Source organism: Bacillus sp. CR71 (genome assembly GCF_003429245.1).
GTDB lineage: Bacteria > Bacillota > Bacilli > Bacillales > Bacillaceae_G > Bacillus_A > Bacillus_A thuringiensis_S.
Map to the genome: position 1 here is coordinate 4,080,834 of NZ_CP031748.1, position 20,120 is coordinate 4,100,953.

A 20,120-nucleotide genomic window follows, 5' to 3' on the forward strand; every position below is an offset into this window, starting at 1 on the left:
CTCCTATTAAAAATTATCCACTTTATCTCTCACTTTCTTTTTTAGTTTAAAAATAATACGATTGCTATATTCTTTATTCTCTACTAAAATCCGATACATCTCCCACACTCCTACAACACGAACAAAAAGATAGATTCCAATCGCAATAAGTACAACACAGTATGGATAATACTGTACTAATTCTCCTGAAGTGATATGCTTTTTCTCAAATAAAAATGGTATCGCTCCTGCTGCTATAAAACAAAATCCAACGATCATTACTGCAGCATACTTCTTCTTAATTACTTCATATCTTTTTGTCAATTCTTTTAGAAAGTTTTGATCAAATAGTAGTTCTTCTTTTTTTAATACATTGTATCTACTCTCTTCTATTGTTACAGGTACCATCATTGCTCCAATTCCAAGGACAGCAATGATAATAACAAGGAATGTCGAAATTGTTGCATTTTCTTTAAATAATAAATACGGTATTGTAGATAAAATGAGCAAACTAAATCCTAGCGCAATATATTTAGAAATTTTTTGCCCATACACTACATACCCTTCTGCCATTTCCTTACTTACATAATAACCATTTTCCTTTTCGTTACTTTGCTCAGCAGTTTCTTTTAATAAATAGTCAAGTGATACTTCAAATACCTTTCCAATCATTATTAACTTTTCAGTTTCAGGAAATCCTTGACCGTTTTCCCATTTACTAACTGCTTGCCTTGTTGTTTTTAATTTCTCAGCTAACACTTCTTGAGAAAGACCCTTTTCCTTTCTTAATTTAAAAAGCTTCTCACCAAATTCCATATGTGTGTCCCCCTTCGTTTTCTTAACTAAATTGTATGTAAACATTGTCACTATCTCTATCTTCCTACGGTTGCACTTTGTCAACTTACGGTTGCGATTGTGTTATATAGCGGTTTTGTATACGATTTAGCTATTTTCCTTCTAAAAATATGGTGTTAATAAACCTTCACCTTTTAATAACCAATTATAACGATTAAAGGTAATTATTGTTATAAAAAAATAAAAACTCTCTTATTCATTTAAAGGAGTTTTTAATATGAAATATTTCATTTATCCATATATCTTTCTCGAGATATACAATATCTTTTCGTGTCACGATACTTACCTTTAATGAACATATTTTTTTGAATCGTGCACTCGTACTCCATATTCAAACGTTTCATTAATTTTTCAGATGCTTCATTTTCTGAATCACATCCCGCTTCAATACTATTAAGATACAAATCATGAAAACCATAGTAGAAAAAAGCTAACGCAGCCTCGGTAGCTAATCCTCTTCCCCAATATTTTCGAGATAAGGCGTATGCAATTTCTGCTGTATGTGTGACCAAATCATATTTTATAAATCCACACGTGCCTATAAGTTTTTTCTCCTCTTTTAATACAATTCCAAGAGGTGCTACTTGCCCTTCATTATATTGACCCACAATTTCTTCTACATAGTTATATGTGTCACATAACGATCGATGAGCATCCCATACAGTAAAAGTTGTCATCTCTTTATCTGTAGCATACTCGTATATATGTAAACTATCACTCATATTCATTTTCCTTAACATAAGTCGTTTCGTATACAACGTTGGATATGACCACTTCCCAATAATCATAACGGCTTCTGCTTAAACTTTTCATAATGTCGTACTTTTAATAGAAGGATATTCCCGCAATCTGTACAAATATAAGCATCCACCGGTGAAGATGTGAACATCGTTTCCTTTTTCCGTATTTGTGCATATCCGACAAACTCACCTTCTCCTATGTTTTGAGAACCACAATTAGAGCATGCCTGCACGGCTTTTTGTTTCATGAGAGCACCACCTTTAATCTGTTTCCACTCCCTTCGACAGCTCACTTCCATTTCCCTTCCAAAAAACCTCTTATTCTCTCACATTTCAACAGGAATCTCAAAACAAAAATCGTATATATACCATGAAATATATTTATTAATGGAGGAATTTTATGACTACTGTTATAACACTCGATATAGCCACAGAAATTGAAAACGCAGAAATACATATGCTCTCTTCTAGACTAAAAGCATTACAAGCATTAGCTGAAAATCCAATGCAAGTACAAATGAAAAAGTTCGGGAGTGCCACTGCCTTTTCATCAAAAATAATTGCTGGTCCAGCTTTTAATACGGTAAAAGGTATTACATTTACAAATACAGATGAGATAGATGAAATCGTCTCTTATTATCAATCGCTACAAATCCCTTGTCGTTTTGAAATTACACCCGCTCAAGGTACAGCCAAATTATTTCAATACTTATCTCAAAGAGGATTTTACCAATCCAGCTTCCATACCGCTTTATATAGTATACCGAGAGAAGACCCTTCCCTTCTTCCTTCTAACATTTCAGTACGCGAACTAAAAGAAAATGAATTTCATATTTTTGCAGACATATACGTACGCGGATTTAACATGCCATCCTTTACAAAAGATGGCGTCCATCAAAATAACGAAATTCTCTACAATAAACCTGGCTGGCATTTTTTCATAGCCGAAGTTCAAAACACTCCTGCGGGTATTGGTGTCCTGTATATAAATAATGGGATTGCATCATTAGCTGCTTCTGCTACTTTGCCAGAATTTCAGCGTAAAGGCTGTCATACTGCATTAATTCAAAAACGAATAGAGACGGCTATTGAATCCAACTGTAACTTAGTAGTTGGACAAGCAAAGTTCGGTAGCAGCAGTCAAAATAATATGGAACGTGCCCATATGAAAATTGCTTATACGAAATCAATATGGACTGCAAAAGACATGTAATTTACATTCTTTCTCTTCTCATTACAATTTTATGACACTTTCTTTTCTATCCTATTAATCATTTGAATATTCAAACTATATTTGTTACGCTATTACTAGATACATCATTCAACTTGCACTATGAAAAGAGAATTCTAATCAAACTACAAGGAGGAGAAATGTATGACTAAACATGATCATGGTTTAAAAGAAAAAGTAGAAGGTGCTATTGATAAGGTAAAGGGTGAAGTAAAAGAAGTTGTTGGGAAAGTAACTGACAATAAGAAATTACAAGCTGAAGGAAAATGGGATAAGGTGAAAGGCACTGCTAAAGATACAGTTGGTAATGTGAAAGAAAAAGTACATGAATATAAAGAACATAAGAAAGAAAAATAAAAAAGAGCCCATCGGCTCTTTTTTATTTTCCTTCATTCTTCTCTAACACGTATAAATCTTCTTCAATATTCGTTAATTTCTCACTTACAAGCTTTCTTGCATCTCCAATTGCTTGATTGTATGCAAATGGTCCAACTAATTTAATCATCTCTTCTATTAAACGCTCTGCTTGGAAACATCCAATTTCATCTAAATCTTCTTCCATGAAAAATTGCTGAATTTGTGCTACAAGCTCTTCTTTTTTATCATTTGGTATTTTTATATTCATCATCGTTGTTACTCCTCTATATTTAAGATAATATCTTCCTTAACTCTACCATAGAAAAACGATTACCAGGACAGCTTTTTGTAACTCCTTCTAACTCCCTATGACCGAGTATATTCTCTTTCTTTATAGCAAATTGCTTCATAAATATTTTACATAAAGAATATAATGCATTCACTTGTGCAGGAGTTGGATCGTATTTATCAAAATTTCCCGTCATACATATCCCAATTGTATGGCGGTTATGATCTTTCGCATGCGCTCCAATATGTAAACCTCGTCCTTCCACTACAGTTCCGTCCTCTTCGATAAAATAGTTGTAACCAATCCCACTCCACCCTTTTACAGTTTGATGAAATTCATGCGTTTTATACACGTCCCATCCATCTTCAGCTGTATGGTGAATAATCAGTTTGTTTACTTTTTCTAAAGGAACTAATTCATCTTGAAATGTTAGATTGACACGTTTAATTTCCATTTGAACTGCCTCCTCTTAAAAATCAATCATAATAATCGTTTTATCATCTGGTCTTATTCTCTTTTCCCCTTCCAGCTCTTCAATGATTGCTACATATTCGTTTATACTATTCTTTCTTATATATGCAACTGTTTGTTCGAGTGGCCAATCTGGGTGAAATAACCCGTCTGAACAAATAAAAATTCCACTCACTTCATCTATATGTAATTCACCATGTTGTAAATAATGTATCGCTTCTTTCATTCCATTTGCAACTGAATAACCATTTGGCATATTTGCAAGATAACGATTGTACTTTAACTGTTCTCGAACATCTTGAAAAACATGTTCCTCCGGGACAGATAAACCTTTCTTACGATCTTCTTCCCTCTTCCTTTTTGCTCGGTTACTAATTCCTTTAACTGTGTCTTTCGTTAATACTTGCATCGTTCCATTTTGAAAAGTTGCGACAATCATACAGTCCCCAAGCTGCGCATATTCAATTTTCTCACCATCTATTTGAACTGCCGCAATACATGTACACCACAAATGATCTTTCTTTCTCGTATCTACTTTATATTCCAACATTTTGCTTTGCAATGCTTCATTTGCTTTTGCAACTGCAAATCGTAACCTATGATTCTCTCGTAATGAAGTAAAATAACTTGCAAATAAATGCGAAGCGATGTATGCTCCATTATGTCCATTTTCATCACCAAACGGGACAAGTGGTGTTGCACCGTCACATACACCATAAATCTTTTTTTCTTTATTACAAAAATAAGAATCCTCACATTCTTGCTTCAACGGGCTTTTCTGTTGATATGTTTTTATCTTCACAACTGTATCCCCTTTCAAATAATAAAATACTCAAATTCTTTTGATTAATCTAATTTACCGAAATAAACTGTTTTTACCCAAAACTTTCAATATCATATATAATCTTGAAATAATATGAATTTTTCAGTGAAGGACGGGAAAGAAATGGTCAGATTCCTTGGTGTTATTATCGGTTCTATTATTATTGCGGTTGCCTTTAATCTTTTCCTTATCCCCCACAAAATTTTAAGTAGTGGAATTGGCGGAATTGCTATTATTTTAGGAATTGTAACCCCTGTAAACACAGGCATTATTAACTTTGTATTAAACTTACCTATCCTTATTTTAGGGTACATAGGTCTTGGAAAAAAAGTAATTTTTAACACAGTTGTCTCTGTAGTTGTATTATCTGTTGCATTATACTACGTTCCAGTAAAAGTCGTAGCAACAGATCCATTGTTATCTTCTATCTTCGGAGGTGTCATCGCCGGAGCTGGTATTGGTCTTGTTTTTAACTGTAATGGATCCACTGGTGGATTTGATATTATCGGTATGCTTTTATCCCGCAAGCGAGACATTAAACTTGGCGGATTCCTTATTATTTTAAATGCAGTCGTTGTAATAATCGCAGGATTCTTCTTCACCTGGGATGTTGCACTTACAAGCTTACTTTCAATTTATGTAACTGGTAAAGTAATTGATGCTGTTCATACAAAACATCGTAAAGTTACACTTATGATTGTAACAAATGAAGCAGAAAAAATGAAAAAACAACTTCTTTCAACTGTTGTACGTGGAATAACGTTACTTGATGGCGAAGGTGCTTATTCAAGCGAGAAAAAGCGTGTACTTATGACCGTCGTTTCTCGTGAAGAATTAGCAAGTATGAAACTAACAATTTCTGAAATCGACCCGAATGCATTCGTTAATATTACAGAAACTGTAGAAGTATTAGGACTTTTCAGAAGAAGTTAAAGACTAGGTGGGAATCCACCTAGTCTTTATTTTGCATAAATTCAATTCGGTTTCCAAATGGATCTGACACGTAAAATCGAATTACATCTGGCCGTGCATAATCATCAATCACTTTAACACCTTGCTCTATAAGTGTTTGCTTAAATTCATTAATTTCATTCACATAAAAAGCTGGATGAGCCTTTTTAGCTGGTGTAAAGTTCCGCTCCACACCAATATGGATTTCTTGATTTCCGCATTTAAACCAACATCCACCTCGTTTTTTCAACTTTTCTGGCTTTGGAATTTCTTCCATACCAATTGTATTCCCATAAAAATCACGCGCCTCTTCTTCACACCCTACAGGTGCAGCTACTTGCACGTGATTAATCCCTTGAATATAATTTTTCATTTTCTCTCCCCCTCCTCTACCCTAATGTTATACGGAAAACAGCCGTCTGTAACTTACAAGAGGTTTATAAAACAATATAAGCTCCCCTTATTAACATCCTGCATTCACCTTGCAAAAAATAAAAAAAACAAAATTTATTCTATAACTTCCATTTTTTATAGAAATACACATTACATCTATATTATAGTTATGAATAGACAAATCTTTTTAGATGCTATTTGTACGGAGGAACTATTATGAGTCGTAAAAAATATTCACCAACTCAAAAAAAACGTCATCCGAACATTTCTAGACGTTTGCGAAACCATATACAAGATCGTTCATTAACAGAAATGTACGCATCTCTGTTCGAACACAATCCTGATAGTATTATTTCATTAAATTTAGAAGGAGTTATTCTACATATAAATCCTTCTGCCGAAAGAATATTAGGTTACACTTCTTTAGAATTAGAACAGAAAAATATTACCTCTATTTTAGAAGCCCATATTTCTGAGCAAGTATTACAAAATATAAAGAATACTGAAGCGGATAATCAACAAGAGTATATCTTATCTATTTATCATAAAAATGGATTCTTATTAGATGTTGTGACAAAACTAGTTCCTATTTTTGTTCAAAATCGTCTTACTGGCGTATATGCTATTATGAAGCCGCTTGAAAAATCAGAAAGAATTGAGAATATGCTAAAAGAAAGTGAGAAGAGATTACGTACATTAGTAAACTCCATGCCTGCCTTTGTTATATTTAAAGATCATGAAGGGCGCTGGCTTGAGGCAAATGACTACGCACTTTCTTGCTTCAATTTCCATCATGTACCTTACCATGGGAAAAAAGATAGCGAACTCATTCAATATAATGAAGCATACCGAGAAGCTTTTTTACATTGTGAAGAAATTGATGAACTAGCATGGCAACAAAGACAAATTCTTCATGGCGAGGAATTTATTATACATAGAGATGATTTCGATCTAATCTTAAGTATATCAAAAGTCCCGCTTTATCATCCTGACGGTTCTCGCAAAGGTCTTATCGTGATGGGGAGAGATGTTACTGAGCTAAAAGAAACTGAAAAGTTATTACGAAAATCTGAGAAGCTCGCAGTAGTCGGACAACTGACAGCTGGAATTGCCCATGAAATTCGAAATCCACTCACTTCTCTAAAAGGTTTTCTAACGTTGCTCCTCCCTGAAATAAATGAGGAGCAAAAATGGTATATCGATGTTATGTTAAGTGAGATTTCACAAATGGAATCCATCACGAGTCAATTTATGGCGATGTCTAAGCCACAAGTATTATCTATCCAAACTTGTAACATACAAACTTTAATTGAAGAGGTAGTTACATTTATTTTACCGACTGCAATTATGCATAGCGTTCATATCATCATGGATCATTTTGATTACGTATATGATATTCAATGTGACGGTAACCAATTAAAACAAGTTTTTATAAACATATTAAAAAATGCGATAGAAGCGATGCCAAATGGCGGAAATATTTTCATTCAAACAAAACCATTAGAGGATAATTTCATCTTAATACGAATTATCGATGAAGGTTGTGGCATTCCAGAAGATCGTATCTCCCGTCTAGGCGAACCTTTTTATAGTTTAAAAGAAAAAGGCACAGGACTAGGATTAATGATGTGTTACAAAATAATTGAAGAACATCATGGTAAATTACACATTTCAAGCGAATTAAATAAAGGTACGATTGTTGATATTGAGCTACCACTTTCTTCATCTCATCTTGCAATCCAGTCTTAAATAAAAAAGAAGCATCTGCTAATCGTTAGCAGATGCTTCTTTTTTAAAATGCTTTGTCATACCACTCTTTTGCTTTTTCTACTTCACCCATCGTTAATTGATGCCCTCGATTTTCCCAATGTATTGTTACATTCGCGTTTGCATTTTCTAATAGTACCTTCAATTCCTCGGACTCTGCTGATGAACAAATTGGGTCATTTGTCCCAGCAGCAATAAACACAGATTTCCCTGCTAAATTTGCTAATTGCATTCCTCTTCTTGGTACCATTGGGTGATGAAGCACAGCACCTTTCAATGCATTTTCGTAATGGAATAATAAGCTTGCTGCGATATTTGCCCCATTCGAATAACCGATAGCTACAATGTTATTTCTATCGAATTTATATTCTTTAGCCGCTTCATCTAAAAATTCATTTAATTCCTTCGTACGGAAAATTAAATCCTCTTCATCAAAAATGCCTTCTGCTAATCGGCGGAAGAAACGCGGCATCCCATTCTCTAACACATTTCCCCTAACGCTTAATACCGACGCTTCCGGATCAACTATTTCTGCAAGTGATAGTAAATCTAATTCATTACCACCTGTGCCATGAAGTAATAACAACACTGGTTTTGACGTATCTTTTCCTTTTTGAAAAACATGTTTCATCATAATCCTTTTCCCCCTTCAATCACTTTAATCTAAATTTCTCACTTCAAATGGTAAAAGCGTTTGTTCAATCTGTTTTCTATGTTGTTCATATTGTTCCGGTAACTTTAATTCCTCACCCATCGTCTCTAACGATTCATCATGAGCGAAACCAGGAGGATCTGTTGCAATTTCAAATAAGATTTCACCATGTTCTCTAAAATAAATCGCGTTAAAATAATTTCGGTCTTGTACAGGAGTTACGTGATATCCAAAACGAGTCATATGCTCTTTCCAGTCTAGCTGATCTGCATCGTCACTCGCTCTCCAAGCAATATGATGAACTGTGCCAACGCCCATTTGGCCACGACCGATTGTTGATAATTTCAAATCAATAATATTTCCAATGTCAGCAGAAGAACGGAATCGAACAAATTCACCCTCTTCTCCAATTTTCTCAAGACCCATAATATGTTCTAACAATTCAGCTGTTTTTTGAGGCTGTGCAGATAAAAGAACAGCACCTCCAAACCCTTTAATTGCTACTTCTGGTGTAACTTCTCCAAAACTCCAATTATTTAATTCGCCTTCTTCTCTTTCAACTAATTCTATATGCAAACCATGCGGATCATCAAATTCTAAATACTGTTCTCCAAAACGAGTCATTTTTGTATACGAAACATCGAATTTTTCTAATCTATTTTCCCAAAACTCCATTGCACCTTTTGGTACAACGTAAGACGTAATTCCTACTTGACCATCTCCAATAATACCTTGACGAGCACCTGCCCATGGGAAAAACGTAATAATTGTTCCAGGCTTTCCTCCTTCATTTCCAAAATAAAGATGGTACGTACCTGGATCATCAAAATTCACTGTTTGTTTCACTAAACGTAACCCCAATACACCAGCATAAAAATCTACATTTTCTTGTGGATGTCCTACGATTGCTGTAATGTGGTGAATTCCCATCGTTTTCTTTGTCATTTTCTCCGCCCCTTTTTATTTCATTTTAAAAACTTTTATTCATTAAAATTCATTATTCATTTTGTCCATACTGAAAAGTAAAATCCGTCATTATAATCTTATCTCGAATTCGAGATATTAATTATAATATCACACTTGAATGTCTACTTTATCAAAATCATCTCAAATTCGAGATAATTCTCAAAAAATATTTACTCTATTTAAAATCTGTATTCGTAACATAAATTATCTTGAACTCAAATTTATTATAAGTTACTTACTTTTAGTTGTCAACGAATTCCGTATTTTCATTTTAAATAAAAAGAGAGTAAACGCCAGTTTCGTTTACTCTCTTCGCTAATTATTTCGTTTCCTCTTCCAGCACTGCTTCCATCTCATTAAATTCACGATGAACTGCCTTAACGGGTTCTTTCGTTAATAAACTTACAACGATAACAGTTAATAAACTACAGAAGAATCCAGGTACCATTTCATACATAGTCGCTTTTAAACTTGGAATTTGTACCCATGCTATAACAACTACTGCACCAACAATCATACCTGCAAGAACGCCCCACTTATTCGTCCTTTTCCAATATAAACTTAATAAAATAGCTGGTCCGAATGCTGAACCAAATCCAGCCCAGGCATAACCTACAAGTGTTAAAATTGTATCACTTGGATGATACGCTAAAACAACTGCGATCATAGCTACTACTAATACTGATAATCTACCGATAAATACAAGTTCTCTGTCACTTGCGTTACGACGGAAAAATGTTTTATAAAAGTCTTCCGTTACTGCACTTGAAATAACAAGTAATTGTGAGGAAATACTACTCATAATCGAAGCCAAAATAGCTGATAATAAAAATCCTGTAATGTATGGATGGAATAAAATATTTGAGAATGTTACAAAGACCATTTCTGGATCTTGTAATGTCGCATTATTTTTAGCATAATAAGCGATACCAATTAGACCAGTAAGCATTGCACCTATAATTGAAATCGTCATCCAACCGATACCGATTCTACGAGAAGTTTTTAAATCTTTAATAGAGGTAATTGCCATAAAGCGGACAATAATATGTGGTTGACCAAAATACCCAAGACCCCATGCTAAAAATGAAATAATACCAAGTATTGTAGTCCCTTTAAACATATCTAAATGTGATGCATCAACTTGCTTAATCGTATTGAATGTTTCTGTTACACCACCGACATCCGTAAAAGCAACAATTGGCACTAGTACAAGCGCAATAAACATAATACACCCTTGCACAAAGTCCGTCCAACTTACGGCTAGAAAACCACCAAATAGTGTATACGCAACAACGACACCCACTGTTACAAATAAACCAATTTTATAATCAAGGTTAAAAGAATTTTCAAACAAACGTCCACCTGAAACTAAACCAGCCGACGCATAAAATGTGAAAAATACTAAAATGACGATAGCGGAGACAAAACGAAGTATTTTCGTACGATCTTTAAACCGATTTTCTAAAAAGTCTGGAATCGTAATTGAATCATTTGCCACTTCTGTATACGTTCGTAAACGCGGGGCAATGATTAAATAGTTTGCATAAGCACCTATTAATAAACCTATCGCAATCCATACACTTGATAATCCTGTTGCATACATCGCACCAGGTAATCCCATTAGCATCCAACCACTCATGTCAGAAGCACCAGCTGATAAAGCTGTAACTGCTGGACCGAGTCCTCTTCCGCCTAACATATAATCTGATAAATCGGATGTCTTCTTATAAGACCAATATCCGATATACAACATACCTGCCATATAAATAGCAAGCGAAACCATAATTTCAATCTTCACCAAATCTCTCCCTTAGCCCATAAGCCATTCAAAATTTCGAAAAATGACTTTTTCTATTTTCTTGTATTCGCTTATGGTTCCCTACCTTAACAAACATTTTTTGTTCTTTCAAGTGAACGAGCACTTTTCATTACATGTGAAAACCTTTATAAACGCCTTTATCCCAGTGGATTACAATGATTTTTCAAGAAATTCAAGTAAAAATATTCAGAAAATTAAACGATGTTTTTTTCACACCTTATTTTCATTCGTTTACCCGATAAATTTTAAAAGAAAAAGCCATACAAATGTATGACTTTTAGCTTATTGACATCTCAATTTTCTCTTTCTCTACATATACTTTACGAAATTTCATATAGCATCCAATACGCCAGGGTACTATATAACAAACCGCAAGAGTGTAGAAAAGAATGCCAATTGACTTTGGATCTAAACCTTGTAAATGTCTTCTAAAATAAGCACGTAAAAGAACGATAACTAAAAATGTAGCAATAAAAGCGATACTTTTTTTCGCATAAATTTGGCCATCTTCTCTAACTTCATACCCACTTAAAATAATAAGTGGAATTGACAATAACAGACCGATCCCAGCAGCTATACCAATTTGCCAACCAACAAGTTGTATCGGTGCAGCATATAAAGAAAAACCTGGTAATAAGAAGAATAATGGCAATAGTAATCGTCTTCCTTTATTTTTAATTGGTCGATTCATAGAACGCATGCGTCTAAATATAACGAGCCCTATGACGAGTAAAAAAATTGTAATACTGTACGAACCTTGCTGCAAGTAAATCTCTCCCTAAAAATAGTCATTTTTAAAAACACTTCCCTATTATACTCCTAATTTTTCCAAACAATATGATTATTCCTCTGAAAAATCTTACATATCAAATATACTTTTAGATTTGATTTACTATAGGAAACAATTCCGAAAGAGGAACTACTCTCCCCATCTCGTCTTTAAACACAATATGCTCTCTAGTTAAATGGCGCGGGCTCTTCACTCCCGCTGCCGCTGCTAATGAAAATAAACTATATCTCATACTAATAATATAATTCATGACTCGCCACTTCTTCTCATACGGATCTAACGCTTTTTGATAATGCGGATTCGTCGTGGCTACACCAGATGGACATTGGCCAGAATTACATTGAAGGGCCATAATACAGCCGCTTGCCATCATAAATCCGCGGGCTGAACTTACAGCATCCGCTCCAATCGCTAAAGCAATCGCCACTTTATCTGGTGTGATTAATTTCCCCGATGCAAACACTTTGAATTTGTCCCGAACACCATAATGATTCGCTGTATCAATACATGTCAGTAACGCTGGAATAAGCGGCATTCCCATACTATCTGCCATCGATTTATACGTCGCTCCTGATCCACCTTCTGAACCATCAATTGTAATGAAATCTGGATAGATATTTAACTCTTTCATCGTTTTAAATAAATCTTCCAAAGGCTCCTGCTGACCAATTACAATTTTCATTCCAACTGGTTTACCGCCGCTTTCTTGCAACTGTTGAATAAAACAAAGTGTATCCGTTGCATTCTTTAAAAATGAAAATCGATTCGGTGAATTAATCGTCTCTCCCTTTCTGACGTTGCGAACAGAAGCAATTTTCTCATTTACTTTTTGTCCCTCTAGATGACCACCACGTATTTTAGCACCTTGCCCAAATTTCAATTCGAATGCTCTAATATTACTTTCTTTTGCTTTCTCCCTGAATTTTCCCATTGAAAAATTACCGTCCTCATCGCGGTATCCAAATAACCCTGGACCAATTTGCGCAAGGATATTTGCTCCTGTATGTAAATGTTCTGGAATAACGCCACCTTCACCAGTATTAATCCACGATCCGCCTGCCATTTTTGCTCCAAAACCACTCGCTAAAATATAATTTTCTCCAATCGCGCCGTAAGAAGTCGCAGATGCACCAAACATACCATGTAGCTTCCACGGATATTTACGGTTCTCACCGACTATAATTGCATCATCTTCTTCGTACAGCCAAAGATTCGTTGTATCCGCTGTCAATTTTTCTCTTCTTGAAAATAACCCTTCTTTATGAATCACGTACTTTTTACCTTCTCGCTCTTGCGTGAGATTCACACTTAATTCCTCAGTCAATATCGGAAATAATGTATTAGCAATATAATAGCCAGAAGCTTCAAAATCTCGTTTTGATCCAAAACCAAGTATTTCAGAGCGATATTTCGCTAAAAACATAACACTTTGAAAATCATAACGTGAGAAAGGCTTTCCATCCGTATCATGATCAAACCAATATTGTCGAAATTCAGGTCCTATCTTTTCCAGTAAGTAGCGCATTCTTCCTAAGTATGGATGTAACTTTAAAATAGAATGATGTGTTCGTTTTTTTATAAAAAATGTAATGATAAAAAAGACGATTAAAAGCAACATTAAAAATAGTAATATACTAATAATAACGAGTAGCGTTTCACTCATCCCGCTTCCCCCTATAAAATCCCATAATAAAAGGAGAACACTCGATGTGTTCTCCTTTTATCTTTATTCATACTAACGTAACAAGATGCTCTTTCGCGTCATATTCAACTAAACTTTCAGCATGTTTAATTCGATGAACAAAGTCTGGATTAGCAATTAACGGTCTGCCGAATGCCACTACATCAATCGTTCCTTCTTGCAACGCTTCTTCGGCCTCTTTCGGATTTAAATTACCAACCCCAACAATTGTACCATCCCAATATTTTCTTACTAGTTGATGAAAATTCTTTCCGTCAGCAATTTCTTGCGTATAATTCATCGTTGAAGGATGGATCATCGTTAATCCAACTTCTTTGAACATATTTACGAACGTTTCAATTGCAAGCTCAGGATTTTCCCACATATAAGTAGGATTATCACCTTTGAAAGCAGAGAAGCGAAGAAGTGTTTTATTAGCTCCAACAGCTTCTATTACAGCAGCCGTTACTTCTTTCATAAACGTTAACCTTTGTTTTAAATTACCGCCATATTTATCTGTTCGCTTATTCGCAGAGTCATACGTAAATTGATCAATTAAATATCCGTGTGCACCGTGAATTTCTATTCCATCAAATCCAGCTTCGATTGCATTTTTCGCAGCTTGTGCGTATTGACCAATCACTTCTTGTATTTCTTCTAACGTCATTGCTTCTGGCGTATCAAACGGTTTACGAAAACGTGGAACATTTCCCTCTGCAGCGATAGCAGATGGTGCTTGCGGCATTTGGCCACCAATTATTTCATGATGACTCATACGCCCAACATGCCATATTTGAGCAATAATCGTCCCGCCTTCTTTATGTACTGCCTCTGTAACAGGTTTCCAAGAATCGATTTGTTCTTGTGTATAAATTCCTGGTACTCCTGGATTCCCTTTCGCTCTTGGACTAATGACAATTCCTTCTGTAATAATTAATCCAACTCCGTCAGCAGCACGCTTTCTATAGTATTCCACTACATCAGCACCCACTGCTCCAGTCTCATTATCTGCAAAGCATCTTGTCATTGGTGCCATTGCTATACGATTACGAAGAGACCAAGCTCCAATTTGAATTGGATCAAACAACTTTGTTTCTTCAACGTTTTCAAAAGATCCCCCAGCGTTTACATTTGTTCCTTCATAAATACTCGCTGCTTTATTACTTGAACTTGTCATCTTTCTTCCCCCTAAAAAATCTTACTATAATCGCATCATACTTACTTTTAGATAGTAACGTCAATTTTTACGACTTTACAATAAAAAATTCGAATATAAAAAAAATAAAATGCTATAAATAATATTAAAAAGGTTTCCTTAGAAGGAAACCTTTTTTGTTGAACATATATGGTTGTCAATTCATTTATCTCTTTAATATAAAAAATACCTTATCAATAGAAGTGAATATGGTTCAGTATTCTTCTAAAAATAATAACTTATATACCTAAAACAATGAAAGCCCTACCTCTCTTTCATCCTTACGGCTCCTCGTCCGTGCCAGTGTGAATCAGGATTGCAAAAATCAAGTAACTATTTTATCGAAGTATTCAATTAAACTTCGAACATTCATAAATGAAATTAAAAAATAAAAATGGATTTGATTGTAGTAATAACAATAGAGGTAATGCTCTAAAAGTGGTGTGAAAGAGTTGAATGTCTTTGAAATGATAAATTTTCTATAATTATGTTCCCAAAAAATTCAAGATCTTTTTTGGGATATAATACATTATTTGTAATGAACCTTAACAAAAGCTTTTTATCTGATTTTCTGTGATACCTTCAATTAATCCCAGCTCACTAATCAAAAATTCATATGCGTTATCTAACATCTTCTTTTCGCTTGCATTAAGTGCTTTTTCTTTCTGTATACGCATTAAATCACGCACAACTTCAGCACCTTCTTGCATTTTACCCGTCTTTATTTTATCAGTGTTCAATTTATACCTTTGTTTCCACGTAAGTAATCTATCTGACTCCCCATGTTGAAAAATATCCATTATGTGTACTAATGCGGTTATATCCGTAACTGGTCGTATATTCGAATTCGATATTCTCCCTGCTGGAATCATTAGTTCCATATTACTAGCCGACATTTTTATAACATAATACTGTTGTTTTTCTCCTGAGATTTCCTTCTCTTCTATGGCTTTAATTATACCTGCTCCCTGCATTGGATAAACAATGTTATCGCCAATTTGAAACAAATAATCCACCTCCATATATGGTAACCTTCTCAAGCTTAACATACTTTTAGTTTTTTAGCAAAAATTTTATTTTATCATAAAATTATTTTACAAGTCAACACTTCAGAAGCAAGAAATTAAATTTACACAATACACTATAACAACCCGCAATTTTATTAACGGTTCCATACACATTCATTCTCTTTTAACATAAAAACACATCACTACTTTTGAGTAGTAATGTGTTTTTGATAATGCATAGATAAAGATCTACTTTTCCGTCTATATACTAACCCGCTTACTAATTGTTTCCCTCGCTAAAAGAAAACTCATAATTACTTGCGCAGCTACTCGGCTCGTCATATCCCTAAAATCAAGAGTTGGATCAATCTCTACTATATCCATTCCTTGAACGAGCGGTTCTTTACCAAGGAATTCAATCGCATCTAGTAAAGTCGTACTATCCATTCCACCAGGCCCAATTGCTGGACAACCTGGTGCAAACGCTTGGTCTAGTACATCCATATCAAGAGAAATATAAATAGAAGTCACACCTTGTTTTCTTAATACTTCAATACTTTCCGTGATAATATCTTTTATTTCTCGCTCTCGTACGTCTTTCATTGTATACACTGTTACGCCATGCTCTATTGCATATTCATGGTACGCACGTGCGTTAGAAAAATTACGAATTCCAATTTGAACAAGTTGTTTCCCTGTAATGACATCATTTTCTAATAAACTACGGAATGGTGTACCATTTGACGGGCCTCCATCATCTAAATTACGTAAATCATGATGAGCATCAAATTGAATAATCCCGACCTTTCCTTTACTGTTTGTAAAGCCTGTTATACTCGGAAAACTAATCGAGTGGTCACCACCAAGAACGATTGGTACCATGTTCGGATTTACTTTCGTTACATGACCAACTGTTTTCTCAATTCGGTTATGACTTTCTTTTATATCCGTCACATGCATCGTGATATCGCCGCAATCATATAAGACACTTTCTTTCATATCGTGTTCTTCTGTAATTGCGTACGTACTATATGCATCTAACATCGCACGAATTGTTTTTGGAGCAAAACTTGCTCCTGAATGACTAATAGATGGCTTAGAAAGGGGTGCTCCAATTAAGGCAGCACCGAATATTTCTACGCCTTCCTCCCAATCTTTAATCATCTCACTCCATTTTGTCACTTCACGATCAATAAACTTTGCATTCTTCTTTAAATAGTGGCCGTGCTCCACGATTGTTCACCTCTTGTATATGCAATATTACCATTCTTCCATACTGTATTCACATGACTTACGCCGTAATGATACGGTACGTAAGCATAATTATAAGCATCCCATAAAACTAAATCTGCCTTACGACCAACTCTAATTTTCCCAGCTACATCACCACGGTTAATGGCATATGATGAGTTAACCGTTACGGCATTCCACACTTCTTCTGGTGTCATTTTCAGTTTTAGCATCGCAATGCTCATAATAAGCTGAATATTTTCAGTTGGACAGCTACCTGGGTTAAAGTCTGTAGCTAACGCAACTGCAACACCTTCATCAATCATTTTACGACCACGAGCAAAGCTTTCTTTATTTAAATAGAAAGTTGTTCCTGGTAATAATGTTGCTACTGTATTCGAGTTTGCAAGCATTTCAATCCCTTTATCAGAAGCGCCAACTAAATGGTCCGCTGATGCTGCACCAATTTCTGCCGCTGCTTCCGCGCCACCAAGAGGGTCTATTTCATCCGCATGAATTTTCACATCAAAGCCAAGCTCTTTCGCTTTTAATAAAAACTCTTTTGATTCTTCGACAGAGAACACACCTGTTTCACAGAAAATATCAACGAACTCCGCTAATTGCTTCTCTTTCATTTCTGGCAATAAGTCTAACATCCATTGTAAAAATTCTTTCGATCTACCTTTATATTCTTTCGGAACTGCATGAGCACCTAAAAATGTGGAAACTAAATCGATCGGATGCTCTTTTTGTAATTGTGCTGTTGCCTCTAATTGTTTCCATTCCGTCTCATCATCTAATCCGTAACCGCTCTTCGCTTCTACAGTAGTAACTCCGAAAGATAGCATACGGTCTAAATGGAATTTCGCTTTTTGAACAAGTTCTTCCTTCGACGCCTGTTTCGTTGCATTTACAGTTGAAAGAATACCTCCGCCTTGTTCTAAAATTTCTAAGTACGGAACTCCTTGTAATTTTAGTGCGATTTCATTTTCGCGAGATCCACCAAATACAAGATGAGTATGCGGATCAACAAGACCAGGAGAAACCATTTTCCCGCCGCAATCAATAACTTCTTTCGCCTGAAGTCCTTTCGCTTCTTCCGCTGTTCCAACGAAAGTGATTACATCATTTTCAATTCCAACCACACCGTTTTCGATAACAGGAAGCGTGTTCATCGCTTCCCGCCTTAACAAGCCATCTTCTTGATCCATTGTTAGTAATTGACCGATATTTATTAGTAAAGTGTCCAGCATGTTTTCTCCCCCTTATTTCATCATTGGAATGTTAACGCCTTTTTCTTTCGCAGTTTCCACTGCTAAGTCATATCCTGCATCAACGTGACGAACAACACCCATACCAGGGTCAGAAGTTAATACGCGCTCAATACGTTTTGCTGCTGCTTCTGTTCCATCTGCAACAATAACCATTCCAGCGTGAAGTGAATAACCCATACCAACGCCGCCACCGTGGTGAACAGATACCCAACTCGCACCGTTTACACTATTAATTAATGCATTTAAAATTGGCCAGTCTGCTACTGCATCACTACCGTCTTTCATCGCTTCTGTTTCACGGTTTGGAGATGCTACTGAACCGCAATCTAAATGGTCACGACCAATAACGATCGGTGCTGATAATTCACCATTTGCCACCATTTCATTAATGATGCGGCCAAACTTCGCACGCTCACCGTAACCTAGCCAACAAATACGTGATGGAAGCCCTTGGAACTCCACTTGTTGACGCGCCATACGAATCCAGTTACATAAATGCTCATTGTCAGCGAATTCTCGTAAAATTACTTCATCTGTTTTATAAATATCTTCTGGATCACCAGAAAGAGCTACCCAGCGGAATGGTCCTTTTCCTTCACAGAATAATGGACGAATAAATGCTGGAACAAATCCTGGGAAATCGAAAGCATTTTTCAAACCTTCATCGAAAGCAACTTGGCGAATGTTATTTCCGTAATCAAATGTAATTGCGCCTTTTTCTTGCATCGCAAGCATTGCTTCTACGTGCTTTGTCATACTTTCTTTTGATAATTGTACGTAACGTTCTGGGTCTTCTTCACGAAGTTTCGCTGCCTCTTCTAACGTATAACCTACTGGAATATAACCGTTTAATGGATCATGAGCAGATGTTTGGTCCGTAACTAATTCAGGGATAATATTACGATTTACTAACTCAGGTAAAATTTCTGCTGCATTACCTAATAATCCAATTGAAATAGGCTCTTTCTTCTCTTTATACTCGTTTGCAATAGCCAATGCTTCTTCTAATGATTCTGTATACTTATCACAATATCTCTTTTCAATACGACGATCGATGCTGCGCTTATCTACATCAATAGCAATGACAACACCGCCATTCATCGTTACAGCAAGAGGTTGTGCACCACCCATACCACCTAAACCAGCAGTAAGTGTTAATGTACCTTTTAATGAACCATCGAAATGTTGACGAGCTGCCTCACCAAATGTTTCATATGTTCCTTGTAGAATCCCTTGTGTTCCAATGTAAATCCAGCTACCAGCTGTCATTTGTCCGTACATCATAAGTCCTTTTTTCTCTAGTTCTCGGAAGTGATCCCAATTCGCCCATTTTGGTACTAAGTTTGAGTTCGCTAACAGAACGCGCGGTGCATCTTCATGTGATTTAAAAATGGCAACTGGTTTTCCTGATTGAACAAGTAACGTTTCATCGCTTTCTAACGTTTTTAATGAATCTACAATTGCATTGTAGCTTTCCCAGTTACGAGCTGCACGGCCAATTCCGCCATATACAACTAATTCTTCTGGTTTTTCAGCAACTTCAGGATCTAAATTGTTCATTAACATACGAAGTGCAGCTTCTTGCACCCACCCTTTCGTTTGTAACTCTGTACCTCTTGGCGCGCGAATTGTTTGTTGTACTTTTTCCAT

21 protein-coding genes are annotated in these 20,120 nt (G+C 35.6%); 4 read left to right on the forward strand and 17 right to left on the reverse strand.

The features are described 5' to 3' along the window. Positions 1-6: 6 nt before the first annotated feature. The 3 genes from DOS87_RS20350 to DOS87_RS20360 form a co-directional block, all read right to left on the reverse strand. Entirely contained in the window at positions 7-795 is a 789-nt protein-coding gene (locus tag DOS87_RS20350) for a helix-turn-helix domain-containing protein (RefSeq protein WP_315968954.1), read from the reverse strand. Between the two features lie 266 nt (positions 796-1,061). Further along, complete coding sequence (locus tag DOS87_RS20355; protein ID WP_118961762.1) at positions 1,062-1,622, reverse strand: GNAT family N-acetyltransferase; 561 nt, start codon at positions 1,620-1,622, stop codon at positions 1,062-1,064. Further along, entirely contained in the window at positions 1,619-1,873 is a 255-nt protein-coding gene (locus tag DOS87_RS20360; RefSeq protein ID WP_003260719.1) for a hypothetical protein, read from the reverse strand. The genes DOS87_RS20355 and DOS87_RS20360 overlap by 4 nt, the downstream gene beginning before the upstream one ends. Before the next feature lie 101 nt (positions 1,874-1,974). Between DOS87_RS20360 and DOS87_RS20365 the strand changes: the two genes are divergently transcribed. After that, complete coding sequence (locus DOS87_RS20365) at positions 1,975-2,787, forward strand: GNAT family N-acetyltransferase (RefSeq protein WP_000214258.1); 813 nt, start codon at positions 1,975-1,977, stop codon at positions 2,785-2,787. Positions 2,788-2,949: 162 nt separating this feature from the next. Next, positions 2,950-3,162, forward strand: a complete 213-nt coding sequence (locus DOS87_RS20370) for a CsbD family protein (RefSeq protein WP_000160410.1) — start codon at positions 2,950-2,952, stop codon at positions 3,160-3,162. Between the two features lie 22 nt (positions 3,163-3,184). Here DOS87_RS20370 and DOS87_RS20375 read toward each other — a convergent pair whose 3' ends face one another. From DOS87_RS20375 to DOS87_RS20385, 3 genes are read right to left on the reverse strand one after another with little or no spacing between them, the layout of a single operon-like run. Next, the gene (locus DOS87_RS20375) at positions 3,185-3,433 is read right to left on the reverse strand and encodes a DUF2164 domain-containing protein (protein WP_098578234.1); all 249 of its coding nucleotides are present in this window, start codon (positions 3,431-3,433) and stop codon (positions 3,185-3,187) included. 19 nt (positions 3,434-3,452) lie between these two features. Next, positions 3,453-3,905 carry a peptidoglycan recognition protein family protein gene (locus DOS87_RS20380; protein ID WP_000403998.1) on the reverse strand — a complete coding sequence of 151 codons (453 nt, stop codon included), beginning with the start codon at positions 3,903-3,905 and terminating at the stop codon, positions 3,453-3,455. A gap of 15 nt (positions 3,906-3,920) precedes the next feature. Further along, positions 3,921-4,742, reverse strand: coding sequence for a protein phosphatase 2C domain-containing protein (locus DOS87_RS20385; protein ID WP_002162635.1), 822 nt, complete (start codon positions 4,740-4,742; stop codon positions 3,921-3,923). Positions 4,743-4,868: 126 nt separating this feature from the next. Between DOS87_RS20385 and DOS87_RS20390 the strand changes: the two genes are divergently transcribed. Next, positions 4,869-5,678, forward strand: coding sequence for a YitT family protein (locus DOS87_RS20390; protein ID WP_000251344.1), 810 nt, complete (start codon positions 4,869-4,871; stop codon positions 5,676-5,678). A gap of 19 nt (positions 5,679-5,697) precedes the next feature. Here DOS87_RS20390 and DOS87_RS20395 read toward each other — a convergent pair whose 3' ends face one another. Further along, positions 5,698-6,069 carry a VOC family protein gene (locus tag DOS87_RS20395; protein ID WP_000800779.1) on the reverse strand — a complete coding sequence of 124 codons (372 nt, stop codon included), beginning with the start codon at positions 6,067-6,069 and terminating at the stop codon, positions 5,698-5,700. A gap of 236 nt (positions 6,070-6,305) precedes the next feature. On the opposite strand from DOS87_RS20395, the gene DOS87_RS20400 reads away from it, so the two are divergent. Beyond that, positions 6,306-7,838 carry a BA3702 family sensor histidine kinase gene (locus DOS87_RS20400; RefSeq protein WP_000087650.1) on the forward strand — a complete coding sequence of 511 codons (1,533 nt, stop codon included), beginning with the start codon at positions 6,306-6,308 and terminating at the stop codon, positions 7,836-7,838. A gap of 43 nt (positions 7,839-7,881) precedes the next feature. On the opposite strand, the gene DOS87_RS20405 is transcribed toward DOS87_RS20400, so the two are convergent. From DOS87_RS20405 to hutU, 10 genes are all read right to left on the reverse strand, one after another. After that, a complete protein-coding gene (locus DOS87_RS20405) occupies positions 7,882-8,490 on the reverse strand; it encodes an alpha/beta hydrolase (protein WP_000975496.1) in 609 nt (202 codons plus the stop codon). 24 nt (positions 8,491-8,514) lie between these two features. Next, entirely contained in the window at positions 8,515-9,453 is a 939-nt protein-coding gene (locus DOS87_RS20410; RefSeq protein ID WP_000163260.1) for a ring-cleaving dioxygenase, read from the reverse strand. A 340-nt stretch (positions 9,454-9,793) separates the two neighbouring features. Continuing rightward, on the reverse strand, positions 9,794-11,272 hold the full coding sequence (gene putP / locus DOS87_RS20415) for a sodium/proline symporter PutP (RefSeq protein WP_000687593.1): 1,479 nt from the start codon (positions 11,270-11,272) through the stop codon (positions 9,794-9,796). Between the two features lie 298 nt (positions 11,273-11,570). Next, positions 11,571-12,059: a cytochrome c biogenesis protein CcdC gene (locus tag DOS87_RS20420; protein WP_001183916.1), complete on the reverse strand. Its 489-nt coding sequence runs from the start codon at positions 12,057-12,059 to the stop codon at positions 11,571-11,573. Positions 12,060-12,171: 112 nt separating this feature from the next. Beyond that, the gene (locus DOS87_RS20425; protein WP_000005159.1) at positions 12,172-13,746 is read right to left on the reverse strand and encodes an FMN-binding glutamate synthase family protein; all 1,575 of its coding nucleotides are present in this window, start codon (positions 13,744-13,746) and stop codon (positions 12,172-12,174) included. Positions 13,747-13,813: 67 nt separating this feature from the next. Continuing rightward, positions 13,814-14,941 carry an alkene reductase gene (locus DOS87_RS20430; protein ID WP_000204594.1) on the reverse strand — a complete coding sequence of 376 codons (1,128 nt, stop codon included), beginning with the start codon at positions 14,939-14,941 and terminating at the stop codon, positions 13,814-13,816. A 563-nt stretch (positions 14,942-15,504) separates the two neighbouring features. After that, positions 15,505-15,966, reverse strand: coding sequence for a CarD family transcriptional regulator (locus DOS87_RS20435; RefSeq protein ID WP_170264802.1), 462 nt, complete (start codon positions 15,964-15,966; stop codon positions 15,505-15,507). A gap of 261 nt (positions 15,967-16,227) precedes the next feature. Then, a complete protein-coding gene (gene hutG, locus DOS87_RS20440; protein ID WP_098578356.1) occupies positions 16,228-17,199 on the reverse strand; it encodes a formimidoylglutamase in 972 nt (323 codons plus the stop codon). After that, entirely contained in the window at positions 17,178-18,449 is a 1,272-nt protein-coding gene (hutI, locus tag DOS87_RS20445; RefSeq protein WP_000887549.1) for an imidazolonepropionase, read from the reverse strand. Before hutI ends, hutG begins: the two co-directional genes overlap by 22 nt. A gap of 12 nt (positions 18,450-18,461) precedes the next feature. Beyond that, positions 18,462-20,120, reverse strand: coding sequence for a urocanate hydratase (gene hutU, locus DOS87_RS20450; RefSeq protein WP_000416939.1), 1,659 nt, complete (start codon positions 20,118-20,120; stop codon positions 18,462-18,464).